This window comes from Acidimangrovimonas sediminis, assembly GCF_002871005.1.
In the GTDB taxonomy this organism is placed as follows: Bacteria; Pseudomonadota; Alphaproteobacteria; order Rhodobacterales; family Rhodobacteraceae; genus Acidimangrovimonas; species Acidimangrovimonas sediminis.
Genome location: NZ_PHSN01000017.1, coordinates 82,955 through 105,692, shown reverse-complemented (window position 1 = coordinate 105,692; position 22,738 = coordinate 82,955). Strand labels below are relative to the sequence as shown.

Below are 22,738 nucleotides of genomic sequence, written 5' to 3'. Positions count from 1 at the left end.
ACGCGGCCGGAAGGTGATGTTCCAATTCGGTCGGCGCGCCAATGCGGTTTCGGATGCCGCGCCGCGGGAAAAGGATATCTCTTGATGCGGGATGGCGTGAGATGGGGGCGGAACTGACGGCCGGCGAGGATTTGGATGTTGCCACGGCGACCACGGTCATCGGGCTGGGCAATACGCTGCTTGGCGATGACGGGGTCGGCGTGCGGGTGGTCGGGGCGCTGCGCGACCTCGGGGCGAGGGGCCTGACCCTTGTCGACGGCGGCACCATGGGGTTCCGGCTTGCCGATCTGGTCGCCCGGGCCGGGGCCTGCATCCTTGTCGACGCGGCCGATCTTGGCGCCCCGCCCGGCCATGTCGCGGCGCTGACCCCGGACGATCTTCAGGCCCGGTTTGCCGATGGCCACCGCAGCAGCGCGCACGAGGCCGGGCTGATCGACCTTCTGGGCCTCGTGCGGCTGGAGGACCGGCTGCCGCGGCGGCTGATGGTCGTCGCGATCCAGCCGGGGCCGATCGACTGGGGCGAAGACCTGAGCGCCGCGGTCTCGGCGGCGCTTCCGCGCGCGGCGCAGGAGGTGATGCGGATCGCGGGAGGCTGGGCCGATGGATGAGCGCGACCCCTTCCTGAATGCCCTGATGGGAGAGGTGCGCATGCTTCTGTCCCGGCTTCTGGACGACGGCGGTCCCGGGCAGATCGACCTGATGCGCCTGCCCATGCCGCCCGAGCGGCGGCAGGATCTGCAGGACATGCTGGGGCGCGGCGAGGTGGAGATCACGCTCGACGCGGCGGGCACCAGCCTGATCCGCGAGACGGCCTATGCGGGTGTCTGGTGGATCGAGCATCGCGACCGGGGCGGCCGCATGGTGGCGAACCTGATCGAGGTGGCGCAGATGCCCGCGATCGTGCCCCCCACCGACGAGGAGATGCGGGCCTCCCTAGCGGCGTTGCACGCCCGCGACATGAAGGAGGCGGGACGGTGAAGCCAAGGGACACGCTGGGCCAGAAACTGGCCGGTTACGGGATCAGCCGCCGCGCCCTGCTGAAATTCGCGGCCGCCGCCGCGACCAGCCTCGCCCTGCCGCCGGGGGTGGCGCCGGCGATTGCCGAAAGCCTGTCCGGCGCGCGGCGTCAGTCGCTGATCTGGCTGTCGTTTCAGGATTGCACCGGCTGCCTGGAGTCGCTGACCCGCTCGGACGCGCCGGGTATCGAGCGGCTGATCTTCGATTTCATCTCGCTCGACTATCAGGAAACGCTCATGGCCGCGGCCGGGGCCGCGGCGGACGAGACGCTGGTCCGGGCCGCCCGCGACAACCATGGCAAGTACCTTCTGGCAATCGACGGCTCCGTGCCGACGGCGGAGGGCGGGGTTCATTCCATGGTCGGCGGGCGCACCAACATGGACATGCTGGCCGAGCTGGCCGAGGGCGCCGCGGCGGTGTTGGCGATCGGAACCTGCGCGGCCTACGGCGGCATTCCGAAGGCCGCACCGAACCCGACCTCGGCCGTCGGCATCGCCGATCTGGTCAAGGAAAAGCCCATCGTGAACATTCCCGGCTGTCCGCCGATCCCCGAGGTCCTGACCGGGGTGCTGGTGAATTTCCTGACCTTCGGGCGGCTGCCCGATCTCGACGATCTGGGCCGGCCGCTGGCCTATTTCGGTACCACGATCCACGACCAGTGCTACCGGCGGCCCTATTACGACCAGGGCAAGTTCGCCCACAGCTTCGACGACGAGGGCGCGCGCCAGGGGTGGTGCCTGTTCGAACTGGGCTGCAAGGGCCCGACCACGCGCAACGCCTGCGCAAGCCTGAAATGGAACGGCGGCACCTCCTTCCCGATCCAGTCCGGCCACGGCTGCCTCGGCTGCTCCGAGCCCGATTTCTGGGACAAGGGCAGCTTCTACACCTCACTGTCGGGAGGAGAGGGCCCGCCGTGGGACGCCGTCGGCGGCGCGGCGGCGGTCGGTCTGGGGATCGGCGGCGCGGCAGCCTTCGCCGCGCGGCGGTCGCGCGCCGCCGTCGATCGTCAGCTTGCGAAGGAGTGGCAGCGCGACCACGGCGCGACCGCGACATCCAAGACAGAGGAAGACGGGCCATGACCCTGCTCGATTTCGCCCGCGGCCCGGCGCTTTACTGGTCGACGCTGATCATGGTCTGCGGCCTTGTCTGGCGGCTTGCCGGGGTGGCGCTGCTGCCCTTCCGCCCCGACCGGTCCGCCGCCGGGCCGCAGTCGCGCGGACGTGTTCGCGGCGCGCTGGGAACGATCGTGAGCCGCTCCCTGCCGCGCCGGACCTTCCTGGCCCGGACTTTCGCGACGGTGGTCGTCGGATATGCGATGCACCTGGGCCTGCTGATCATCCTGCTGGGCGGGGCCCCGCATATCCTGCTGGTGGCGCAGGCGACGGGCCTGTCCTGGCCGTCCCTGCCGAAGGGGGTTGTCGCGCTGGCCAGCGCGGTGACGCTGGTGACGCTGGTGTTCGTCCTGGTCCGCCGCTGCACCCACCCGGTGCTGCGCCTTCTGTCGAACTTCGACGACTTCCTCAGCATCGTGCTGACCCTCGTCCCCGTCGCCACCGGGATCCTGCTGGCCGAGGAGACGGTGCTGCCCTACCGAACACTGCTGACCTGGCACATCCTGTCGGTCGAGGCGATGATGATTTGGCTGCCCTTCGGCAAGCTGTCCCATGTCGTCTTCGTCTTTGCCGGGCGCGCGGTCTCTGGCGCCAAGCTCGGCAAGAGGGGGGCCACGACATGAGCGGCATGCCCCCATCCCTCGCGCCGGCCGCCAAGCCGGGCGCGAAGCCGGCCACCCGCCGCGTCGCCGAAAGCCGCGACCAGGCCGATCGCGCGCGGCTGGACGCCGCCATGCGCGGCTTCATCTCCGACTTCGGGCCCGAGGCCGCGGTTTACATGGAGGCCTGCCTGCACTGCGGACAATGCGCCGAGGCCTGCCAGTTCTATGTCGAGACCGGCGATCCGAAATACACGCCGATCTGGAAGATCGAACCCTTCAAGCAGGCCTACAGCCGCGAGATGGGTCCCTTCGCCCCGTTCTTCCGCGCCTTCGGCCTGACGCCGAAGGTGACGCTGGGCGAACTCGAGGGCTGGCAGGAGCTTCTCTACGACAGCTGCAACATGTGTGGTCGCTGCTCGCTGGTCTGCCCGGCGGGGATCGACATCGCCGACCTGGTGGAGAAGGCGCGGCACGGCATGTTCGAGGCCGGGCTTGTCCCCGGAGATTACCTCGGGGCGCTGGCGGGCAAGGAGCAGGAAACGGGCAATCCCTTCGGCATTTCCCGCGAAGACGTCCGCCGCGCGCTGCTGGAGATTGGCCGGTCCCATGGCGTCGAGATGCATGTCGATGAACCGCGGGCCGCCGTCGTGCCCACCGTGTCGTCGATCGACCTTAAGATGTACCCCGCCTCGATCGCGGCCACGGCCCGGGTGCTGAACCATGTCGGCGCAAGCTGGAGCTTTCGCACCGACGGGTTCGACGCCGACAACGTATCGCTGACCGCGGGCGACCGGACGGGGCAGCGGCTGGTGACCGAGGCGATCGTCGACGCGGCGACCCGCTGCGGCGCCGAGGTGCTGATCATGCCAGAATGCGGCCATTCCTACACCGAGATGCGGTGGGAGGCGGCCAACACCGTGGGGCACGCGCTGCCCTTCCGGGTGTTGCACATGTCGGAATACCTGGCCGAATGCCTGGACGCGGGGCGCCTGAAGCTGCGCCCGGTGACGCCCGACCCGGAGGGCCGGGGCGTGACGTTCCACGATCCGTGCCAGCTGTCGCGGCGCAGCGGGCGCTCGGACGCGCCGCGCAAGGTGATGGCGGCGCTCGGCCTCGATCTGCACGAACTGGCCGACCACGGCGCCGACAGCTGGTGCTGCGGCGGCGGGGGCGGGGTCGCGCTGATCAACCGGGCGAGGCCGCTGCGCGACAAGGCCTTCGCCATCAAGCGGCGGCAGGTCGCGGATACCGGCGCCGGGACGGTCATCGTGTCCTGCACCGGCTGCCGCCAGACCTTCGAGCATGGCTTCAAGGATGCCGGCGGCGAAACCGGCGTGGGCAGCCTGCTCGACCTCGTGGCCGGGCAGCTTGAAGAAGACGGGAAGACCCCATGAGCAAGACAATCGTTGTCGATCCCCTGACCCGGATCGAGGGCCACCTGCGGATCGAGGTCGGGATCGACGGCGGGGGGCATGTCACCTCCGCGCTCAGTTCCGGCACCCAGGTGCGCGGCATCGAGATCATCCTCAAGGACCGCGACCCACGCGACGCCTGGGCCTTCGCGCAGCGCATCTGCGGGGTCTGCACGTTGGTGCACGGGCTGGCATCGGTCCGCGCGGTCGAGGACGGCCTCGGCCTCGCCATCCCCGAGAACGCCGAACTGATCCGCAACCTGATGGCTGGGTGCCAGCTGGTTCAGGATCACGTCATGCACTTCTACCACCTTCAGGCGCTGGACTGGGTGAGCCCGGTCTCGGCGCTCGAGGCCGACCCGGCCAAGGCCGCGCGCATCGCCGCCGAACGGGATTATCCCGACAGCTCCGTCGCCCATTTCACTGCCGTACAGGCCCGGCTGCGCGCGCTGGTCGGCTCGGGTCAGCTGGGTCTCTTCACCAACGGATACTGGGATCACCCGGGTTACGCGCTGCCGGCCGAGATCAACCTGATCGCCATCTCGCACTACCTCGAAGGTCTGACCTGGCAGCGCGAGATCGGCAAGATCATGACGATCTTCGGCGGCAAGGATCCGCATCCCAACCTCGTGGTCGGGGGTGTCCCCTGCGCCATCGCTGCGGGGGAGGGGGACCTGCCGGGCGGGGGCGACGGTACGGCTGTCAACCTGACGACACTTCAGAAGGTTCAGCAGCTCATCGACGAGATGAACCGCTTCGTCACGCGGGTCTATCTGCCCGACCTCGAACTGATCGCGTCGCACTACAAGGAGTGGTTCACCCGCGGCGAGGGAACGCGCAACTTCCTGGCCTACGGCGATTTCGGCGGCACGGAGGAGAACGGCTTCGGTGTGCGGCGCGGGGTCGTGCTGGACCGTGATCTGTCGCAGGTCCACCCCCTCGACCTGGGAGACGAGGATCAGATCCGCGAGTTCATCTCGAACGCCTGGTATAGCTACAAGGAGGGCCGTGATGCCGGCCTGCACCCCTACCGGGGTGAGACGACGCTTGCCTATGACGGCCCGCGCCCGCCGCTGACGACGCTTGATCCTTCGAGCGGGTATTCGTGGCTGAAGGCGCCGCGCTGGCGTGGCAAGCCGATCGAGGTCGGGCCGCTGGCGCGCCTGGTGGTGATGCGGGCGGCGGGGGACAAGCGATCCGCCGCGCTGACCGACGCGTCACTGCAAAGGCTCGGGCTGGGGTTCGACGCGATGTATTCGACGATGGGGCGCATCCTGGCGCGCGGGATCGAAAGCCGCCTCATGACCGACAGGATGCAGCACTGGCTTGACCGGCTGCTTGCCAATATCGCGAAAGGCGACGTGAAGACGTTCGACGGCCGTGCCTGGGATCCGGCGACATGGCCGCAGAAGGCGCAGGGGGTCGGCTATGTCGAGGCACCGCGCGGATCGCTCGCCCACTGGATCGTGTTCGAGAACGGCAAGATCACCAACTACCAAGCCGTGGTGCCGACCACGTGGAACGCGGGGCCGGTCGACCCGATGGGGCAGCACGGCCCGTTCGAGGCGGCATTGCTCGACAACCATGACCTGTCGTTCCCCGATCAGCCGCTCGAGGTGCTGCGCACGATCCACAGCTTCGATCCCTGCATGGCCTGCGCCGCCCACGTCCTGCGCCGCGCCGATGGGCGGAGCGAGGAACTTGCCCGGGTACGCGTCGTCTGATCGCGGGCCTTACGACCCCGGACCTCACAATCCCGGACCTCACAATCCCGGACCCCAGGGGCAGCGATGCACGACACCCCCGCCGGCCGGGCCGGCGGAGGCGGTGATGCGGGAGGGAAGCGCCGTCCCTGCGCGCTATTCGGCCGCGGCGACCGGCACGGCCTCTTCCCCGATGATCTGTTGCGCCGCCATGCGCCCACCGTTCACCGCGAAGCCGAAGCTGGTGCCCGAAGCCGCGCCCAGCGTGTAGGTGTCGCGCGCCGAGATGCCGCCCGCATCGTTGCCGACGACGTAGACCCCCGCGATCACCGAGGCGTCCGGACGCACGGGTTGCAGGTAGCGGTTCACCCGGATGCCCCCCACCGTGGTCAGGATGCCGTAGGTCATGCGGAAGGCGTAAAGCTTGCCGTTCGCGTCGATCTCGCTCAGGTAGCGTTCGTCCTTGGCAAAGCCGCTGTCCTTGTTGTGCGCGGCGTCATCGTTGTAGGTGGCGATGGTCCCCCGCAGCGTGGCAAGCGGCAGCCCGGTCTGCGCGGCAAGATCCGCAAGGCCATCGGCGACGACGACCGCACCCTCGCAATGCTCCAGCCCGTACTGGATGAACTTGTCGAAATCGGCGACTTTCGTCGTGGCGCGGACAAGCACGCCCAGCCCGACATCCAGCCCCTCGTTCATCAGGTAGCCGCGCATCTTCTCGTCCATGATGGTCCACGAGGTCTTCACCCGGTGCACGGCGTTCCCGGCGTGGATGAAGTCCACCGCGACATCCTCGGCGGTGAAGCGTTCGCCCTGAAGATCGACCCAGATCGCCCGCGGCTGCCAGCCGAGGATGCACAGGTTCATCTGTTCCCAGCCCATCTTCTTCACATGCTGGTCCAGCGCGGGCAGCAGCATCGTCGCCCCGATCGAGTCGAGGTCGGCACCCAGCGCATGCACCATGTTGATGCCGTCCCCCTCGGACCCGATCGGGGCATATTGCACGGGGTTGGGGGCCTCGGTGTATTTCGCCAGCATCTCCGGGTTGTTGGCGAACCCTCCGGTCGCGACGATCACGCCGTCCGGGGCCATGACGGTCAGTTCGCTGCCATCCCCAGCGACGGCCCGGGCCCCCACGACGCGCCCGCTGTCGTCGGTCAGCAGTTCCCTGGCCGAGATGTCGCGGATCAGCTCGGCGTTGTCGAAGGTTTCCAGCCGCTCGTAGAGTCGTTTGCAAAGTTCCTTGCCGTGGCCCTTGGCGATGTGCCAGGTGCGGTTCGCGGTCCACTCGATCCGCTCCGGCCCCTCGAATTCCACCCCCTGCTGCTGCAGCCAGTCGATGGTTTCGGCAGACTTGTTGTGGAAGCGGCGCACCAGCGGCGCGTTCGCGGACCAGCGGGTTTCCTGCATCTCCTCGCGGTAAGTCTCGTCGCGCTTGAGGTCGATCCACTCCTCGCGCTGCATCTCGGTCTCCACGCCGAAGACGCCTTCGGCGTAATTGGCGCGGCCCCCGGTTATCGGGGTCTTTTCCAGGACGAGAACCTTTTTCCCGGCAATTGCAAGCGTCAGTGCGGCCGAAAGTCCGCCAGCCCCAGCACCGAGAACGAGCACATCCGTATTTCGGGTTTCATTGGTCATTTGAGGTCACCTTTCCTATATCTCATCACTCCAGATACCGCGAAAATACAATTACGGTTTCTGCGGCGTTCGTTTGCCGCGCGTGCCCGGATAATTTCCGATGACATCCGCGACGCCCAATAAGGCCCCCTCCCGGTATGTGGTGCCCGGGCATTTCCCGGGCACCACGTCTTTCGTCAATTCATCGGCGCTTCGGCGGCGGCATTGCGGCCAGCGATCCGGCCGAAGGCGAAACATTCCCCGATATTGCCGCCGCCCTGGTACAGGTAGGAATAGATCGAGCCGAGCTCGCCCGCGGAGTAGAGACGCGGGATCGGCGCCCCCTCGGTCGAGATCACCCGGGCCTCCTTGTCGCGGCGCGGCCCGCCCTGGGTGTTGACGAAGGCTGGCGTCAGCTTCATCGCGTAGAACGGCGCGGTCTCGATCGGCGCCATCCGGTCGGCGGGGCGGTCCCAATCGGCGTCGCGGCCGGCGTTGGCGAACATGTTGAAACGTGCGACGCTTTCCTTGAGCTTCGCCACCGGCAGCCCGATCTTCGCGGCCAGATCGTCAAGCGTGTCGGCCTTGACGATCCAGCCCTTCTCGACCTCGCGCAGGTTGTCCTTGCTCCAGTCGTAGCGGTTGCCGTGGCTGACATCCCAGTCAGCATGGGCGCTGCCGACCGGGCCGAAGGCGCGCATCGTCTCGTCGAAGATCATGTGAACCGGCGCGGGGATCGGCTGCTGCACCCACACCCCGTTGCGCAGCACCTTGCCATGACGGTCGCCGACCGAGCACGGCTCGCCCTCGCGGGTGAAGCGCGTGGCGTCGGCTCCGACGAACATGTAACTGTTGCAATGCGGAAGGTTGATCCAGTGGGCAACTTCGATCTCGGGCGCCTTGAACGACAGGATCGGCCCCGAGACGTTGTTCATGTGCCAAAGGTCCGCGCCGACCTCGATCCCCATGCGCACGCCGTCACCGGTGTTGTAGGGCGAGCCGTCCGGATAGATCTCTGGCAGCCCGTCGAGGTAGGTGCGCACCATTTCCGGGTTGGCCTCGAAGCCGCCGCAGGTCAGCACGACGGCGCGGCGGGCACGGATCGCGATCTCGCGCCCTTCGGTCTCGGCGATCACCCCGACGATGCTGCCGTTCTCGCGGACAAGGCGTTTCGCGGGTGTCTCGTAGCGGATGTCGACGGGGCGGGCGTCAAGCTTTCCGGCGATCAGCTTCCACAGCCGCTCCTGGCCGTAATCCCCCTTGCCGTGCATCAGCACGCGCACGCAGTCGGAGCCGTCGATCTCGGGGAATTCGCACAGCGGGAACTCCACCGGATCCATGCCCAGCCCCTCCAGCCAGGCCCGGTTCTCGTGCATCCCCTCGGCCCAGGTCTGAAGCATGTCCGCCGGGATATTGTCCATGTAGGTGCCGGCGAGGCCGGTGAAATAGACCTTGGCCCGCTCCACATCGGTCGGCCAGAACACGAGGTTCGCGGACACCCGGCTGTTGCCGCCGCGGTGTTCCTTCGGAGCCTTCTCGAGCATCAGGACCTCGGCGCCCGCGTCGGACGCGGTGATGGCCGCCGTCGCCCCGGCAAAGCCGCAACCGATGACGATCACGTCCGTCTCCAGTTCCCAGTGCTTCTGTTCCGCGTGAGACATGTCCATGATCCTTCTCGGCTTGATGCGGACACCCGGAGCGGCGCCGCCTGTCAGTCGCCGAAGATAGTCAGGGCGGCGGGCAACTCGTTGACGTGGATCAAGTTTCGCGGGGGCGCACGCAGTCGTGAAGAGGGCGCCGCGCCCGACCCGCGTTTCGAGGCCGGCACGCGACATCCCCGCTGCATTGGAACGAACCTGCCTCCGGCGGGTTCAAGGAGTGATTGCGGCGAATGCGGCCCGTCAATGCGGCCCGGCAATGGAGCGCGGAGCGGACCCCCGCGTGCCGCGCGACGGAAGGAGGAAGCGACGTGTTGGATTGGATTTCCGCCCACAGCGCCCTGCTGAACGTGGCGATCAATGGCGGCATGCTGGCGGTCTGGGTGGTCTACCTGCAGATCTTCGTCACGACCTATCGGCAGGCGCGCTCTCCGCGCGTGCTGATCAACCGTGCGATGGGGTCCGATATCGACGCGCAATGCATCGTCTCGAACATGAGCCAGGAGCCGGTCTATCCGCAAAGCGTCTATTGTACGGTGCACTACCGCGGCGGCAGCTTCTCGGCTACCATCACCGACCGCGAGATCTTTCAGGACACCGGGCGCGACCAGCCCAAGGGCGTGACCGCGCAGGGGCCGCTGAAGCAGGGGGCGTTCCTCAGCCTCGGCAGCTTTCGCAACCTCATGGACGTCACCTCCCGGCATTCCGACGAGGACAGCGCGCTGGCCCGGCATGACGATGCGGTCGAGGGGATGGAGATCATGGTGGTCTGCGCCTTTGGCGGCGACAACCTCGAGATCGCGGCGAACCGCGCGTTCCGCATAGATACCGGCACGGATCCATGGTCGATCATCCCACGGTTTCCGCAGACCGACCAGATCGCCGGCCGGGCGGAGCGAAAGCGTATCCGGCAAAGGGTGATCGCCGAGTTGCAGGAGCGCTGAGCCGCGCGGAGCGGCCCCCGCCAATCGGCCGGTGCCCCACGGGGCATCGGGCCCGGATCACCCGAGGTGGGACCGGGTCCAGGGCTCGGCGCCCTTCACGCCCACGTAGATGCGGTAGAGCGATGTCGTCGCGGTGATGAACAGCCGCTGCCCGTCGGCGCCGCCGAAGCACAGGTTGGCGACCGTCTCGGGGATCAGGATCTTGCCCAGAAGCGCCCCCGACGGGGTAAAGCAATGCACCCCGTCACGGGCCGAGGACCAGACGTTGCCCAGACGATCGACGCGCAGGCCGTCGGGGAAGCCGCAATCGAGCTCGGCCAGCACCCCGGCGTCCCGCAGACTGCCGTCGTCGCCCAGGTCGAACTGACGGATCACCGCTGGGACCGTATCGTCGTGGCTCTTGCCGCTTTCGGCGACATAGAGCCTGCGTTCATCGGGGGAGAAGGCAAGGCCGTTGGGCTGGGTGAAATCGCTGATCACCGGCTCGGGCGCGCCGCCCGGGCTCAGGCGAAAGACGTGGCGGGCGCCCTGTTCGGGCGTGGCGCGGAAGCCTTCGAAATCGCCGAGGATGCCGTAGGTCGGATCGGTGAACCAGACCGTCCCGTCCGAGGTGACCACCACGTCGTTGGGCGAGTTGAGGCGGCATCCGTCATGGTCCGATGCAAGGATTGTCAGGCTGCCATCCCATTCGGTCCGGACCACGTCGCGAAAGCCGTGGCGGCAGCCGATCAGCCGCCCGACCTCGTCGCGCGTATTGCCGTTGTTGAAGCCGGAATTCTCGCGGAAGACGGTCAGCCCGCCCGTATCGCTCCAGCGCAGGATGCGCCGGCTCGGGATGTCCGAGAACAGCACGCAGCCGTGATCCCCGAACCACACCGGCCCCTCGGTCCAGGTGAAGCCGGTGGCAAGACGCTCCAGCTGCGCCATGGGATGGATGAAGTCGAGGAACCGCGGGTCGCGGATTTCCAGATGTTCGGGAAGCGTGATCATCTCCGCGCCCTCCTGCCGTTGGCCGCGATGACGATGCCGATGATGATGAGACCGGTCAGGACCATGCGGATGCCGGCGCCCAGGCCGTAGGAATTCAGCATGGAGACGACGAGGAACATGAACAGCGCGCCGCCCCAGATCCCCGGCACGTTCGAATGTCCGCCGGCGATCGAGGTGCCGCCGATGACGACCACCGCGATCGAGGTGAGAAGGTATTCCTGTCCCATGTCGAGCGAGGCCCCGCCCGAGAAGCTGGCCAGAAGATACCCGCCCAGGCCCGCGAACAGCGCGACGGTGACATAGGTGGTGGCGCGAACCCGCTCCACCGGCATCCCGGCCAGCCGTGCCGCGCGCATGTTCTGGCCCGAGGCAAGCAGCCAGCGCCCGAACGCCCCGCGCTCCAGCACGATCCAGACCGCGACCGACAGCACCAGCGCCACGAGCGCCACGTTCGGCACCCCGAGGCTGCGGCCTGTGGCGAAATCGGCCAGCGCCTCGGGGGGCTTGATCCGCAGCCCCCGGTTCGACCAGATCGCCACCGACTGATAGACCAGCGAAGCGGCCAGCGTGGCGATGATCGGCGGCAATCGCAGCGCGGCGATCAGGATGTAATTCGCAAGCCCCGTGGCAAGCCCCGCCAGCAGCGCGACGGCGAGACCGAGGAAGGCGGTGCCCGGGGCGGCATCCATCGCCTTCAGGGCGAGCGTGCCGGACAGCGTCATCACCGCGGGGATGGAAAGATCGACGTTGCCGGGGCCGAGGGTGATCACCAGCATCTGGCCAAGCCCCACGATCACCGAGAAGGCGCCGAAGGCGAGGGCGGCATAGGCGAGGCCCCCGGCGCCGTTGCGCCCGGTCAGGGTCAGCGTCAGGCCGAAGACGACGATGGTGGCAAGCCAGGACCAGATCCAGGCGCGGGAAAAGAGCGCAGGCATCGGGGTTCCTTTCAGCGGGTGGCGCCGCGGCGGGTGAAGATCAGCCGGGCCGTCAGCACGAGGATGAGGATCGCGCCCTGCGACCCGATCTGCCAATCGGGCGACAGGCGCATGAAGGACAGGAGTGACGCCGCCAGCGCGAGGGTAAACGCCCCGAGCACGGCGCCGGTCGGCGAGACGCGGCCACCGACGAACTCCCCCCCGCCCAGGATGACGCCGGCGATGGACAAAAGCGTGTAGCGCGAGGCGACGTCGGCCCCGGCCGAGGTCGTCAGCCCGGTCAGCGCCATGCCCGACAGCACGCCGAACAGCCCGGCTAAACCGTAGGCCAGCGCCGTCAGCCGCACCACCGGCCAGCCGGCCCGCGCCACCGCCCGCGCGTTGCCGCCGACGCCGCGCAGGACGGTGCCGATCCCGGACCGGATCGCGATCAGATGGGTCACCGCCGCGATCACCGCCGCGGCCCAGACCGCCATCGGAAGCACCGGCGGCTTCACCGACATCAGCGCGCTCAGCCACTCGGGGCTTTCGCCGCCGGGGCTGGGCAGGATGAACAGCGCAAGGCCGCCCCAGACGAAGGACATGCCCAGCGTGACGACGATCGCCGGAAGCTCCAGCGCCCGCACGATGGCGCCCATCCCGGCATAAGCCAGCACCAGCGCCGCGAGGGCAAGCACACCCAGCAGCGGCTGCTGCACCAGAACCGTCGCGGTGAGGCAGGCGACGAGGCTGACGAAGGCGCCGATCGACAGGTCGATGTCGTTGACCTTGATGATGAACATCTGCGCCACCGTCGCCAGCGCGATCGGCACCGCGAGGTTGAACAGCAGGTTCATGCCGAAATAGCTCATCGCTCGCGGCTGAAGCCAGAAGGTCAGCGCCAGCAGCACCGCAAGCGAGATGACCGGCAGCAGGATCCGGTGGCGCGCGAAAAGGCGTGTCATGTGCCGGTCTCCTGCAGTTCGAACGACGCTTCGAGGATCTTCTCCTCGCAGATGTCGGTGCCGGTCAGCTCGGCCGAAATCGTGCCGTTGCGGTAGACGAACACGCGGTCGCATTCGCAGATCTCCTCGGTCTCGGTGGAGTACCAGAGGAAGGTGCGGCCGCGCGCGGCTTCGGCCCGGATCATCGTGTAGACGTCGCGCTTGGTGCCGACGTCGACGCCGCGCATCGGGTCGTCCATCACCACGATCGGCGCGGTGGAGGCGAGCGCCCGCGCGAACAGGACCTTCTGCTGGTTGCCGCCCGACAGCGACAGGATCGGGTTGGCCAGGTCGTCGGTGCGGATCCCGATCCGCTGCTTCCATTCGGCCGCGACCTGCTCTTCGGCGGCGCGGTCGACGAGGCCGTGCCGGGTGATCCGCGGCAGGATCGAGGCCGAGGCATTGCGCAGGATCGACCACAACGGCAGCACGCCGTCGCGCGGGCGGTCCCCGGCGACAAAGACCATCCGCGGTTCGCGCGGGCTTTTCCACGACGAGGTCGACCCGAGATAGAGCCGGGCCAGTGCCTCGGCCTGGCCATGGCCGGCAAGCCCGGCAAGTCCGACGATCTCGCCCTTGCGCGCGCTCAGCCCCCGGTCGGTCCGCACGACCTCATCGCCAAGGGCGCGTTCCGAGGCCGTGCTTTCCTCGGGGGCGTCAGCCGCGACATGACCCATCGCTGCGACAAGGCTTTCACGGGTGAAGGCGCCGGCCGCGCGATCGGCGACGACCAGGCCGTCCTTCATCACCAGGATGCGCGAGGCGACGTCGAATACCTCGCCCAGCATGTGGGAAATGAAGATGACCGCGCCGCCCCCGGCGCAGAACCGGCGGATATGCGTCAGAAGCTGCTCGGCGATCCCCGCGTCCAGCGCCGATGTCGGCTCGTCGAGGATCACCAACTCTGCCGCGCCGCCCCGGGGGGCGAAGCCGATCGCGATCTCGACCATCTGGCGTTCGGCGATCGTCAGGCTGTCCACGGTCACCATCGGGTCGATCCCGTGACCGGGAAAGACGGTGTCGAGGCTCTGGCCGATCTCTGCCGCGGCCTTGCGCCGCCATCCGATCCCGCGCAGGGCGGAATGCGAAATCCTCAGGTTTTCCGCGACCGTCAGGTTCGGGCAGAGCGAGAGTTCCTGGAACACCGAGCGGATCCCGGCCTTCGCCGCCGCCGCGTCGCCGGCGCGCGGAAACGCCAGCTCGCCCGACGAGGGGCGCAGCGTGCCGTTGACGATGTTCACCAGCGTGGACTTGCCCGCGCCGTTGTGTCCGACCAGGCTGAGGCATTCCCCCGCCCGGATCTCGAGGCTGACCCCGTTCAATGCCCTGACCGACCCGAAATGCTTTGCCACATCGGTCAGGGCGACGACCGCTGCGCCGCCCTGTTCCTTTCCGGTCATGCCGTCACTTGCCCTTGGCGAGGATGGCCTGCACGTCGGCCTGGGTATAGTTCTTGTTCGCCACCGACCCCTTCGGCGTGGTTTTCAGGGCGTTGTCGAGCGTGTCCTGAGTGACGGTCAGGAACGGCACGCTCACGTCCTTGGGCACGTCCTTGCCGTCGAGGATCTGCTGCGCCACCCAGAAGGCCAGCGTCGCAATGCCCGGCGCGATCGACGCCGACATCGTGGTGTAGCCGTTCTCGGCATGCTCCTGCTTCCACCAGGACAGCTCGTCCTCGCGGTTGCCCATGATGATGATCGGCTCGGGCCGGCCTGCTGCCTTGAACGCCATAGCGGTGCCATAACCGTCGCCGCCCTGGGTCACGACGCCTGCGATCTTGGGCAGCGAGGGCAGCACGCCCGCCACCGCCTTCTGCGCCACGTCCTGGGCCCAGTTGCCGTGCACCGATCCGACGATCTTGAACTTGGGATACTTCTGCACCTCGTCATGGATCCCCTTCGAGATCTCCTTGTCGATCGAGGTGCCGGCAAGGCCGCGAACTTCCAGCAGGTTGCCGCCGTCCGGCAGCCGCTTGGCGAGGTAGTCGACCTCGTCCCGGCCCCATTTCTGGAAATCGACGACCACCCGCCAGGCGCAGGGCGCCGTGACGATGCCGTCGAACGAGATCACCTTGATCCCGGCGTTGCAGGCCTCCTTTACCGCGCCGTTCAGCGCCGTGGGCGAAGCCGCGTCGAGAACGATGGCGTCATAGCCCTGCAGGATCATGTTCTGGATTTGCGCGGCCTGTTCCGTGGCCTGGTTCTCCGACGTGGTGAAGGCGTCGGCCTGGCCGATCTTCTTGTCCTTGATGGCCTGGTCGGTGACGGTCTTCCAGCTTTGCAGCATGGCCTGGCGCCACGAGTTGCCGGCGTAGTTGTTGGAAAGCGCGATCTTCTTCGACGCGGTGTCGGCGACGGCCGGAGCCACGGACAGGGCTACGCAGGCCGCTCCAAGCAGCAGCTTCTTCATGTTGGTCTCCTCCCTCTTGTCGGGCATGCACCGTGTGGATCCGGTCCCGACCTGCGCATGCTGACGCAGGGCCGCGGCGATCGTAAAGGCACCTGCCCGCATATCCGTTTGCGGGTTCCCGCAGATTTTTGCCGGGTATTCCCCTTTTCAACGCGCCCCCGCCGGAGGCATCCTGAGGCCCGACGCAGCTGTGCGCAGGGAGGACAGCGTGAGACATTCAGCCGCGGGCGCGCCCGACGCGCGCGATATCCTGTTGCGGATTTCCGCACATCTGGCGGGGGAGGTCGAAGTACGCGGCGCGCTGGACGCGGTCGCGGACGAGATGCGCGCGATCCTTCCCTTCACCCATGCCGACATCTGCCTGCACGATGCGCCCGGCTGGCTGGTCAGCTACGAGGTGGGCCTGCGCACCCGCTGGCCCGACCGGCGCACCCGCCTCAACGCCTCGCCGGTCCGGGCCCTGATGACCGGCGAAGTCGATACGATGCTGACGGCGAACGCGATGTGCGATCCGCGGCAGGTCTTCCCCGGCGCCGCCTGCGGCCCGATCCTGGAACATGGCCTGCGGTCGCGGGTTCACGCGACGATGCGGATCCGCGGCGAGGTCATCGGTTCGCTCAACTTCTCCCATGTCGAGGAGGGCCGCTATTCGACGCGCGATCTGGCGCAGGTGCGCCAGCTGTCCGATGTGCTCGCCCCCTATTTCTACGCGCTGCGGGCGGGAGAGAAGGCGCGCCACGCGGCGGTGATCCGCGCCGAGGCGCAGGCGCGCGAGGAGGGGCTGCGACTGGGGGCGCTCGGGCTGACGCAGGCGCTCGAAGACCAGCGCCAGCGGATCGGAATGGATCTGCACGACGAGGTGCTGGCCGACCTGACCCACCTTCTGCGCCGGCTCGACGGCGAGGGGGTGGTGCCCGACCGGGCCGAGATCGGTGCGCGGATCTCGGATTGCATCCAGGATCTGCGGCGGATCATCGACCTGACGGTTCCGACGCTTCTGGATCTCTTCGGGTTCAACCATGCCGTCCGCGAACATCTCACGCGTGCGGCCACCGGCGCGGGCGCGGCCACCGACCTGCTGGACCGCAGCGACGAGGCGGTGGACGGTCTCGACCCCACGGTTCGCACCGCGCTTTTCCGCATGACGCAGGAGGCGATCAACAACGCGGCCCGCCATTCTGGCGCCGGTCTGATCCGTGTGCTGATCGACCGGGCCGCGGCGGGGCGTCTGCGCGTGCGGATCGAGGATGACGGCCGCGGCTTCGACCCCGCCGCGCTGGTCCGGCAATCCGGCCTGTCGCACATGCGCATCCGGGCCCGGCTGATCTCGGCCGATCTGCAGATCTCGCATGAGGCCGGCACCGCGGTGTCGATCACCCTGCACGAGGCCCCCCCGCGGGAGGCCGGAGTGTTCGAGACGGGGCGGGGCGGGAAGGGCCATGGCGAGAAGAATCGGCGGGAGGTGCGGCAATGAGGATCCTCATCGTCGAGGACGACCAGTTCCATGCCGTCTTTCTTCAGGATTCGATCGCCGAGGCCCTGCCGGAGGTGACCGAGACGATCCACGCGACCGATGGCGTCGAAGGCGAGGCAGCGGAGCGCGAGAGCGATTTCGACGGCGTGGTGATGGATCTTCAGATGGAGCGGCGCAACGGCATCGACACGGCGCGCACGATCTGGGCGCGTCATCCCCGCATGCGGATCCTGTTCTGGTCGAACTATGCCGACGAGGCGTATTTCCGCGGCATCTCGCGGATCGTGCCCGAGGAAGGCACCTATGGCTACCTCCTCAAGACGACCAGCCGCGACAGGCTGAAGCTGGCCCTGCGCGCGGTGCTGCTCGAGGGGCAGGTTGTCGTCGATCAGCAGATCCACCGGCTTCAGCACCGGGCCGCGGTGCCGGGTGAGGCCCTCAGCGAAAGCGAATATGCCGTGCTGATCGACCTTGCGCTGGGGTTGCAGGACCGGCTGATCGCTGATCATCAGGGAATGTCGCTGCGTACGGTTCAGAACCGGCTGCTCGCGCTCTACGAAAAGCTCGGGGTGGGGGAGAGGAGTTTCGGCGACGGCGTCAACAAGCGTGTCCGGGCCGTCAGCCGGGCGATGACGACAAGGATCCTCAACGCCGAGACGCTGGAGGCCGCACAGAAGAATTTCGACCAGTGGTGGGCGCGGCAGGCCGGTCGCTGAGGGGCGCCGCCGTGTTGGCCATGCCCCGCGTCGTGCTGCGTTCAGGCGCTGGCCGCCTTGCGGGCCACGTCGCGCACGAAGCTGCGGAAGTTCCGCGTCACGACGCTGCGGTCCTCGCTTCGGGTCGCGAGGGAGAGGCGGGCCACGGGGGCCGTGCCCGCGATCGGCAGGAAGGCGATGCCGGGAATGCTGCGCGAGGCCACCTGAGCCGGGACGAGCGACACCCCCAGCTCCACCGCGACGAGGTTGGCGATCGAGGTGATCTGCGGCGCGACCTGCGTCACCTTCGGCTCGAACCCCGCGCGCCGGCACCCCTCGACGACCGAGTCGTAAAGCCCCGGCCCCAGCGCGCGAGAGAACATGATGAACTCCTCGTCGCGCAGTTCCGCCAGCTCCACCGCGTAGCGCGCGGCCAGCCGGTGTGCCGCGGGCACGACGACCATCATCGGCTCCTCGTCCAGCGCCATCACATCGACGCCCGGCATCGGCGCCCCGTCCCCCGGACGGATGAACGCCGCGTCAAGGCGCTGACGCCCGAGCTGTTCCAGAAGCTGGGTGCTGTTCAGCTCCTCCAGCGACAGCTCGACATTCGGATAGGCGCGGCGGAACTCGCGCAGCGACCGGGGCACGATCTGGTTGAACGAGGCGGAGCCGGTATAGCCGACCCGAAGCTGTCCGACCTCGCCCCGTCCGCCGCGCTGCGCGATCCGCACCGCGGCCTCGAGCCGGTCGAACACCGCGGGCACGGCGGAAAGGAAGGCCGCGCCCGCCTCGGTCAGCTCGGCCCCCTTGGGGACGCGGCGGAACAGCGGCACGCCGATCTCGTCCTCCAGATCGTGGATCTGGCTGCTCAGCGGCGGTTGCGCCATCCCCAGCTTTTCGGCCGCCCGACGAAAGTTCAACTCCTCCGCCACGGCGAGGAAATAGCGCAGGTGTCGCAGGTCCATTGGCTCTCTCCCAGTTGGGGGGCGTCCGCGCGGCGCCCTGATAATGCGATACGGGAAAAGTATCGCGAATAATACCTGATATATTGGAAGTGTTGTCGATCGCCACTCATATCCCTCTCGTGGCAAGGGGCCGGTCCCGGAGACGCCGTTCGTCAGCCGGGGCTCGCGCAGAAAGGAGACCGCCCATGAGCGAAGACCACGAGCCGCACCCGTTCGTCGGCATGTGGGTGACCGCCGACGGCTACATCCGGCAGGAGCTTCTGCCCGATGGCCGCTACGACGAGGCGCGCGGCAACAGACAAAGCGCCTACCAGGGCCGCTACGAGGTGACCGGCGCGCATATCCGGTACTGGGACGACACCGGTTTCACCGCCCACGGCGACTTCATCGACGGCGTGCTGCACCACGTGGGCATGAAGTTCTACCGCGAACTGCCCGACTGAAGCGCAGACGCCTCCGCCCCCTACCACCATCTGCGACCGCCATCCGTGACCGCGCCCCGCTGCCCGGTCCGGGGGCGGCGCCCCCCCCCTCACTGACCAACCCCCGAAAGGAATGGGAATGATCAAGGTATTCAACCCTGCCGATGGAACGCTTGTCGGCGAAGCCCCCGAGATGACGCCGCAAGAGGTGAAGGCAGCGGTCGACCGCACCTGCGAGGCCTTCCCCACCTGGTCGCGCCGGCTTGCCAAGGAACGCGGCGACCTTCTGCGCAAGTGGTTCGAACTGATCCGCGCGGACAAGCGCGCCTATGCCGAACTCATGGTCAGGGAAAACGGCAAGTGCCTGTCCGAGGCGATGGGAGAAATCGACTACGGTCTCGGCTTCGTCGAGTGGTACGCCGAAGAGGCCAAGCGCGTCTACGGCGACACCATCCCGACCCATGATCCGAACGCCCAAGTGCTGGTGATGAAGGAGCCGGCGGGCCCGACGGCGGCGATCACACCGTGGAACTTCCCCTTCATGATGATCACCCGCAAGATCGCCACGGCGCTCGCCGCAGGCTGCACTATGATCATCAAACCGTCCGAGGAAACCCCGCTGACCGCTTACAAGCTGTTGGAAGCCGCGCGTGCGGCGGGCATCCCCGAGGGCGTGTTCGAGATGGTCACCGGCGATCCGAGGGAGATCGGGGAAGTCTTCACCTCCGACTCCCGCATCCGGAAGCTTTCGTTCACCGGGTCGACCGCGGTGGGCAAGCTTCTGGCCTCGGCCTGCGGGCGCGACCTGAAGAAGGTGACGATGGAGCTGGGCGGCAACGCGCCTTACATCGTCTTCGACGACGCGCATTTCGACGATGCGGTGAATGGCATCGTCTCGGCCAAGCTGCGCAATTCGGGGCAGGTCTGCATCTCTCCCAACCGGATCTACGTACAAGACGCCATCTATGATCGCTTCGTCGCCGCGGTGAAGGAGAAGGTCGCGCAGATCCGCGTGGACCAGGGCCTTCAGGACGATTTCGTCGTCGGACCGCTGATCACCCAGGCGGGCTATGACAAGGTCGCCGGGCTGGTCGAGGATGCGCGGGCGCGCGGCGCGGCGGTCGTGCTGGGCGGCAAGGCGCATGAGAAGGGCGGGCTGTTCTACGAGCCGACCATCCTTGCCGACGTCACCGACGACATGCGCATGGCGCAGGCCGAGATCTTCGGCCCGGTGTTCCCGATCTACCGCTTCGGCGCGGAAGACGAGGTGGTGCGGCGGGCCAACGACACGGAATACGGCCTGGTCGCCTATGCCTGGACCGCGAACAACGCGCGGGCCTTCCGCCTGTCGCGCAATATCGAAGCGGGGATGGTAATCCTCAACTCGGGCGCGGTCGGCACCGCGTCGGTGCCCTTCGGTGGTGTGAAGCATTCGGGCTACGGCCGCGAGGGCGGCCACTACGGCATCGAGGAATATGTCGAGGTGAAATACGTTCTCATGGCCGGTCTCGACCGCTGAGGCGATGCGCGGGGCGCGGGGCTGGCGTGCCCCGCGCCCTACTGGCGCGCTGTGATATGGCCAGCTTTGGTATGACCAAGAGCCGGGCGGCCGTCGGGACCATGGGATCCCGTGACGGCCGTTCGCCGTTCGTTTACGCGACGCGGGGAATCGCGGGCGCGGCGGCGGGGAAGACCTCGTGCAGATCGGGGAAGGCGATGTCCGAGCGCGGGATCGACCCCACCGGGCCCAGGAAGGGATACCTCGCCAGAACGGCGCCCTGCTGTTCCTTGACCTTGGTCGCCAGCAGGCCGACAGGTTTCCTCAGCCCCGGGTACAGGCGCGGCATCTCGCACACGTCGTAGCCCAGGTACCGCAGGTAGAAGGCCGAATGCTCGACCCGGACCGGCGCAAGCGCGAGGTCGATGTCATAGAACATCGAGGCAAGGAACGGGATCCGCAGCGCCACGAAATGCATCGGAAGCCCCGCCGCGCGCGCTTCGCGACGGACCACGAACCGCGTCGGATCCAGGATCGACTTTCCGAAGGGAACGGCGTTCAGATATTCCGGAAAGACGTCGATCGTCGGCGCGTTCCACATCTGGTCGGTCGCGATGTGAAGGCGCACCGCGGCCAGGTAGGTATCGCGGAAGCGGACGGCCACGTGAACGCAGTTCGGGCTTTCGTCGTAGGGATCCGACATCATCCGGCTTGCGTTCTCAGGGATAGAATTCTCGGCGCGGTAGCAATCGTACCTGAGACGATAGATCGGCTCCGGGTCATCTCCCTTGGTGAAGACCTGATAGTCGCATTGTTTGAGTGTTTCCAGAACCTTGTCTTGCATTGTACCCACCCCCAGGTTGTTTGTCGTTCACGACGCGGCGCGACAGACCAACAGGTCGCTATAGCCGCGGTATGCCGGTTTTCGCGTCATCACTTCGAAGCCCGCTTTTTCAACGGCTGCCGCAAGTTCGGATTCGGAATGGGTCCAATACGCACCCTCTTCCTGCGCCTTTGAAATCGCCTTGTTCTGTTTCGCGATTTCCCGTCCGTTCCAGAAAATCTGAATTGCCTTTGCAATTCCGACTTCCCGTGTCAGGTGCGAGAACAGATATGAGCGCCATTCCGCTATGTTCAGTTTCCGGCCCAGGTCGATCAGGAAAAGTGTCCCGCCCGGACGGAGAAGTTTCCTCAGATCGAAAAGCCGACTTTCGGGGTCCGGCATCGCATAGAGCGAATGCACGCAGATCACGAGATCGGCCGGGGCAGGGGGATCGAATTCCTGGAAGGGGGAATCGAGATAGGTGACGTTGTCGTAGGCGGAAAGCTTTTCCCGCGCCCGTTGTGTCATTCCAGGATCAGGTTCGACAAGATAAACGGAGCTTTCGGGAAATTTCCGTGCTGCAATTTCTGAATAATTGCCGGTGCCGCCGCCGATGTCATAGATCAGCCGCGGGGTATCCATCCCCGACAGGGTGCCCTCGAATTCCTCCAGCAATTCCTGATATGCCGGATTGTAATCCGAGAGTAGGTCGTAGGCGGCCGCATAGGCCGTCCAGTCGGTCTTTGACTTCCGGCTGCTCTTCGGCTGCCGGCTAATCGTCCGAGGCTGATAAGCCCCGGATTGAACATCCGTTCTCATGAAGCGCGCCCCCGCGTTTTTAATAGTCCGATTCTCGCGCATAGGATGCGCGCCACCGAGGACAGATGTTACAGGGGCGGGCCGCCTTTACAACAACTGTGGCGAAAAAATGTCAAGCGCGGCACACGCCTGCCTAGAAAATGTCATAGTTTTGCCGCGTTGTTGCGGCGCTTCCGGGCAGGCTGAGGACCGGGTGCCCGTGACGGCGCCGGAAAATCGGGCCCCCGGCGCACCCGGCGTGCCGGGCAGGACGAGGTGCCGAAAGCTCCCGCTTTGTCGGCATCGCGGCGCGCGGTGGGTGTGGGGCGTGGCCGGCAGGGCGGCGATGGCGGGCAAGACTTCGCGGGGCAGGGCGGGTGGATCGGCGGGTGATTCCGGTTCTCGGGGCCCCCGATGGCGATCACAGCTTGCTCGCGCATTGTTCATGACGCGTTACCTTGGCCGCCGGGCCTTGCCACAAAGGTGCCGTAAGGGAAGCCGGGCTTTTTCTTGTTATCCTTCCGGGGGGTGCGGAGCGGACCCGCCCCTCGTCCCGACCGTCGGCCGCCGATCCGGCCCCGTCGGCTCCCCGCCGTGGGCGGCGGGCCGCCAGGCGCGCAGACCCGGTGGCGCGCCATTACCCGTGACGCGCAAGAGGTTGGCCCGGGCGTCCACGTCCCG

21 protein-coding genes are annotated in these 22,738 nt (G+C 67.3%); 11 read left to right on the top strand and 10 right to left on the bottom strand.

Annotated features, from left to right (window positions below; all coding sequences use genetic code 11):
- The first annotated feature begins 101 nt into the window (after nucleotides 1–101).
- Genes CVV76_RS16270 through CVV76_RS16245 form a run of 6 tightly spaced genes read left to right on the top strand, consistent with a single transcriptional unit; the run spans nucleotide 102 to nucleotide 5,867 of the window.
- Nucleotides 102–608, top strand: a complete 507-nt coding sequence (locus CVV76_RS16270) for a hydrogenase maturation protease (protein WP_158243176.1) — start codon at nucleotides 102–104, stop codon at nucleotides 606–608.
- Nucleotides 601–978 carry a hydrogenase expression/formation C-terminal domain-containing protein gene (locus CVV76_RS16265; protein WP_102225735.1) on the top strand — a complete coding sequence of 126 codons (378 nt, stop codon included), beginning with the start codon at nucleotides 601–603 and terminating at the stop codon, nucleotides 976–978. The genes CVV76_RS16270 and CVV76_RS16265 overlap by 8 nt, the downstream gene beginning before the upstream one ends.
- A complete protein-coding gene (locus CVV76_RS16260; protein ID WP_102225734.1) occupies nucleotides 975–2,096 on the top strand; it encodes a hydrogenase small subunit in 1,122 nt (373 codons plus the stop codon). The genes CVV76_RS16265 and CVV76_RS16260 overlap by 4 nt, the downstream gene beginning before the upstream one ends.
- Nucleotides 2,093–2,752: a nitrate reductase gene (locus tag CVV76_RS16255; protein WP_102225733.1), complete on the top strand. Its 660-nt coding sequence runs from the start codon at nucleotides 2,093–2,095 to the stop codon at nucleotides 2,750–2,752. Before CVV76_RS16260 ends, CVV76_RS16255 begins: the two co-directional genes overlap by 4 nt.
- The gene (locus CVV76_RS16250) at nucleotides 2,749–4,125 is read left to right on the top strand and encodes a (Fe-S)-binding protein (RefSeq protein ID WP_102225732.1); all 1,377 of its coding nucleotides are present in this window, start codon (nucleotides 2,749–2,751) and stop codon (nucleotides 4,123–4,125) included. Before CVV76_RS16255 ends, CVV76_RS16250 begins: the two co-directional genes overlap by 4 nt.
- A complete protein-coding gene (locus tag CVV76_RS16245; RefSeq protein ID WP_102225731.1) occupies nucleotides 4,122–5,867 on the top strand; it encodes a nickel-dependent hydrogenase large subunit in 1,746 nt (581 codons plus the stop codon). The genes CVV76_RS16250 and CVV76_RS16245 overlap by 4 nt, the downstream gene beginning before the upstream one ends.
- Nucleotides 5,868–6,002: 135 nt before the next feature.
- On the opposite strand, the gene CVV76_RS16240 is transcribed toward CVV76_RS16245, so the two are convergent.
- Both CVV76_RS16240 and CVV76_RS16235 read right to left on the bottom strand, forming a co-directional pair.
- A complete protein-coding gene (locus CVV76_RS16240) occupies nucleotides 6,003–7,481 on the bottom strand; it encodes an FAD-dependent oxidoreductase (protein WP_102225730.1) in 1,479 nt (492 codons plus the stop codon).
- 176 nt (nucleotides 7,482–7,657) lie between these two features.
- Nucleotides 7,658–9,127, bottom strand: a complete 1,470-nt coding sequence (locus tag CVV76_RS16235) for an FAD-dependent oxidoreductase (RefSeq protein ID WP_158243175.1) — start codon at nucleotides 9,125–9,127, stop codon at nucleotides 7,658–7,660.
- 302 nt (nucleotides 9,128–9,429) lie between these two features.
- Between CVV76_RS16235 and CVV76_RS16230 the strand changes: the two genes are divergently transcribed.
- The gene (locus CVV76_RS16230) at nucleotides 9,430–10,062 is read left to right on the top strand and encodes a hypothetical protein (protein WP_146010311.1); all 633 of its coding nucleotides are present in this window, start codon (nucleotides 9,430–9,432) and stop codon (nucleotides 10,060–10,062) included.
- 57 nt (nucleotides 10,063–10,119) lie between these two features.
- Here the strand turns inward: CVV76_RS16230 and CVV76_RS16225 are convergent, their stop codons facing one another.
- From CVV76_RS16225 to CVV76_RS16205, 5 genes are read right to left on the bottom strand one after another with little or no spacing between them, the layout of a single operon-like run.
- Nucleotides 10,120–11,052, bottom strand: coding sequence for an SMP-30/gluconolactonase/LRE family protein (locus CVV76_RS16225; RefSeq protein WP_102225727.1), 933 nt, complete (start codon nucleotides 11,050–11,052; stop codon nucleotides 10,120–10,122).
- Entirely contained in the window at nucleotides 11,049–11,987 is a 939-nt protein-coding gene (locus CVV76_RS16220; RefSeq protein WP_102225726.1) for an ABC transporter permease, read from the bottom strand. Before CVV76_RS16220 ends, CVV76_RS16225 begins: the two co-directional genes overlap by 4 nt.
- 11 nt (nucleotides 11,988–11,998) lie before the next feature.
- Nucleotides 11,999–12,931 carry an ABC transporter permease gene (locus tag CVV76_RS16215; RefSeq protein WP_102225725.1) on the bottom strand — a complete coding sequence of 311 codons (933 nt, stop codon included), beginning with the start codon at nucleotides 12,929–12,931 and terminating at the stop codon, nucleotides 11,999–12,001.
- Nucleotides 12,928–14,370 carry an ATP-binding cassette domain-containing protein gene (locus CVV76_RS16210; protein WP_102225724.1) on the bottom strand — a complete coding sequence of 481 codons (1,443 nt, stop codon included), beginning with the start codon at nucleotides 14,368–14,370 and terminating at the stop codon, nucleotides 12,928–12,930. Before CVV76_RS16210 ends, CVV76_RS16215 begins: the two co-directional genes overlap by 4 nt.
- Nucleotides 14,371–14,374: 4 nt before the next feature.
- Entirely contained in the window at nucleotides 14,375–15,379 is a 1,005-nt protein-coding gene (locus CVV76_RS16205; protein ID WP_102225819.1) for an ABC transporter substrate-binding protein, read from the bottom strand.
- A gap of 208 nt (nucleotides 15,380–15,587) precedes the next feature.
- Between CVV76_RS16205 and CVV76_RS16200 the strand changes: the two genes are divergently transcribed.
- Nucleotides 15,588–16,853 (top strand): GAF domain-containing sensor histidine kinase, encoded by a 1,266-nt coding sequence (locus tag CVV76_RS16200; protein WP_233192984.1) that lies wholly within the window; start codon nucleotides 15,588–15,590, stop codon nucleotides 16,851–16,853.
- Entirely contained in the window at nucleotides 16,850–17,569 is a 720-nt protein-coding gene (locus CVV76_RS16195) for a response regulator transcription factor (RefSeq protein ID WP_102225723.1), read from the top strand. Before CVV76_RS16200 ends, CVV76_RS16195 begins: the two co-directional genes overlap by 4 nt.
- 41 nt (nucleotides 17,570–17,610) lie before the next feature.
- Here CVV76_RS16195 and CVV76_RS16190 read toward each other — a convergent pair whose 3' ends face one another.
- The gene (locus CVV76_RS16190) at nucleotides 17,611–18,516 is read right to left on the bottom strand and encodes a LysR family transcriptional regulator (protein WP_102225722.1); all 906 of its coding nucleotides are present in this window, start codon (nucleotides 18,514–18,516) and stop codon (nucleotides 17,611–17,613) included.
- Between the two features lie 185 nt (nucleotides 18,517–18,701).
- On the opposite strand from CVV76_RS16190, the gene CVV76_RS16185 reads away from it, so the two are divergent.
- Both CVV76_RS16185 and CVV76_RS16180 read left to right on the top strand, forming a co-directional pair.
- Nucleotides 18,702–18,959, top strand: a complete 258-nt coding sequence (locus CVV76_RS16185) for an Atu4866 domain-containing protein (RefSeq protein ID WP_102225721.1) — start codon at nucleotides 18,702–18,704, stop codon at nucleotides 18,957–18,959.
- Nucleotides 18,960–19,077: 118 nt separating this feature from the next.
- On the top strand, nucleotides 19,078–20,457 hold the full coding sequence (locus CVV76_RS16180; RefSeq protein WP_102225720.1) for an NAD-dependent succinate-semialdehyde dehydrogenase: 1,380 nt from the start codon (nucleotides 19,078–19,080) through the stop codon (nucleotides 20,455–20,457).
- A gap of 133 nt (nucleotides 20,458–20,590) precedes the next feature.
- Here the strand turns inward: CVV76_RS16180 and CVV76_RS16175 are convergent, their stop codons facing one another.
- Nucleotides 20,591–21,280, bottom strand: a complete 690-nt coding sequence (locus CVV76_RS16175) for an N-acyl amino acid synthase FeeM domain-containing protein (RefSeq protein WP_102225719.1) — start codon at nucleotides 21,278–21,280, stop codon at nucleotides 20,591–20,593.
- Between the two features lie 27 nt (nucleotides 21,281–21,307).
- Nucleotides 21,308–22,078 (bottom strand): class I SAM-dependent methyltransferase, encoded by a 771-nt coding sequence (locus tag CVV76_RS16170; protein ID WP_146010310.1) that lies wholly within the window; start codon nucleotides 22,076–22,078, stop codon nucleotides 21,308–21,310.
- Between the last annotated feature and the right edge of the window lie 660 nt (nucleotides 22,079–22,738).

Bases quoted from the DNA above. Each gene is read 5' to 3' on its own strand.
- CVV76_RS16265 (WP_102225735.1), top strand. From the start codon at position 601: ATGGATGAGCGCGACCCCTTCCTGAATGCCCTGATGGGAGAGGTGCGC.
- CVV76_RS16235 (WP_158243175.1), bottom strand. From the start codon at position 9,127: ATGGACATGTCTCACGCGGAACAGAAGCACTGGGAACTGGAGACGGAC.
- CVV76_RS16215 (WP_102225725.1), bottom strand. From the start codon at position 12,931: ATGACACGCCTTTTCGCGCGCCACCGGATCCTGCTGCCGGTCATCTCG.
- CVV76_RS16190 (WP_102225722.1), bottom strand. From the start codon at position 18,516: ATGGACCTGCGACACCTGCGCTATTTCCTCGCCGTGGCGGAGGAGTTG.
- CVV76_RS16270 (WP_158243176.1), top strand. From the start codon at position 102: ATGGGGGCGGAACTGACGGCCGGCGAGGATTTGGATGTTGCCACGGCG.
- CVV76_RS16245 (WP_102225731.1), top strand. From the start codon at position 4,122: ATGAGCAAGACAATCGTTGTCGATCCCCTGACCCGGATCGAGGGCCAC.
- CVV76_RS16220 (WP_102225726.1), bottom strand. From the start codon at position 11,987: ATGCCTGCGCTCTTTTCCCGCGCCTGGATCTGGTCCTGGCTTGCCACC.
- CVV76_RS16175 (WP_102225719.1), bottom strand. From the start codon at position 21,280: ATGCAAGACAAGGTTCTGGAAACACTCAAACAATGCGACTATCAGGTC.
- CVV76_RS16170 (WP_146010310.1), bottom strand. From the start codon at position 22,078: ATGAGAACGGATGTTCAATCCGGGGCTTATCAGCCTCGGACGATTAGC.
- CVV76_RS16225 (WP_102225727.1), bottom strand. From the start codon at position 11,052: ATGATCACGCTTCCCGAACATCTGGAAATCCGCGACCCGCGGTTCCTC.
- CVV76_RS16210 (WP_102225724.1), bottom strand. From the start codon at position 14,370: ATGACCGGAAAGGAACAGGGCGGCGCAGCGGTCGTCGCCCTGACCGAT.
- CVV76_RS16240 (WP_102225730.1), bottom strand. From the start codon at position 7,481: ATGACCAATGAAACCCGAAATACGGATGTGCTCGTTCTCGGTGCTGGG.
- CVV76_RS16255 (WP_102225733.1), top strand. From the start codon at position 2,093: ATGACCCTGCTCGATTTCGCCCGCGGCCCGGCGCTTTACTGGTCGACG.
- CVV76_RS16180 (WP_102225720.1), top strand. From the start codon at position 19,078: ATGATCAAGGTATTCAACCCTGCCGATGGAACGCTTGTCGGCGAAGCC.
- CVV76_RS16250 (WP_102225732.1), top strand. From the start codon at position 2,749: ATGAGCGGCATGCCCCCATCCCTCGCGCCGGCCGCCAAGCCGGGCGCG.
- CVV76_RS16185 (WP_102225721.1), top strand. From the start codon at position 18,702: ATGAGCGAAGACCACGAGCCGCACCCGTTCGTCGGCATGTGGGTGACC.
- CVV76_RS16205 (WP_102225819.1), bottom strand. From the start codon at position 15,379: ATGAAGAAGCTGCTGCTTGGAGCGGCCTGCGTAGCCCTGTCCGTGGCT.
- CVV76_RS16195 (WP_102225723.1), top strand. From the start codon at position 16,850: ATGAGGATCCTCATCGTCGAGGACGACCAGTTCCATGCCGTCTTTCTT.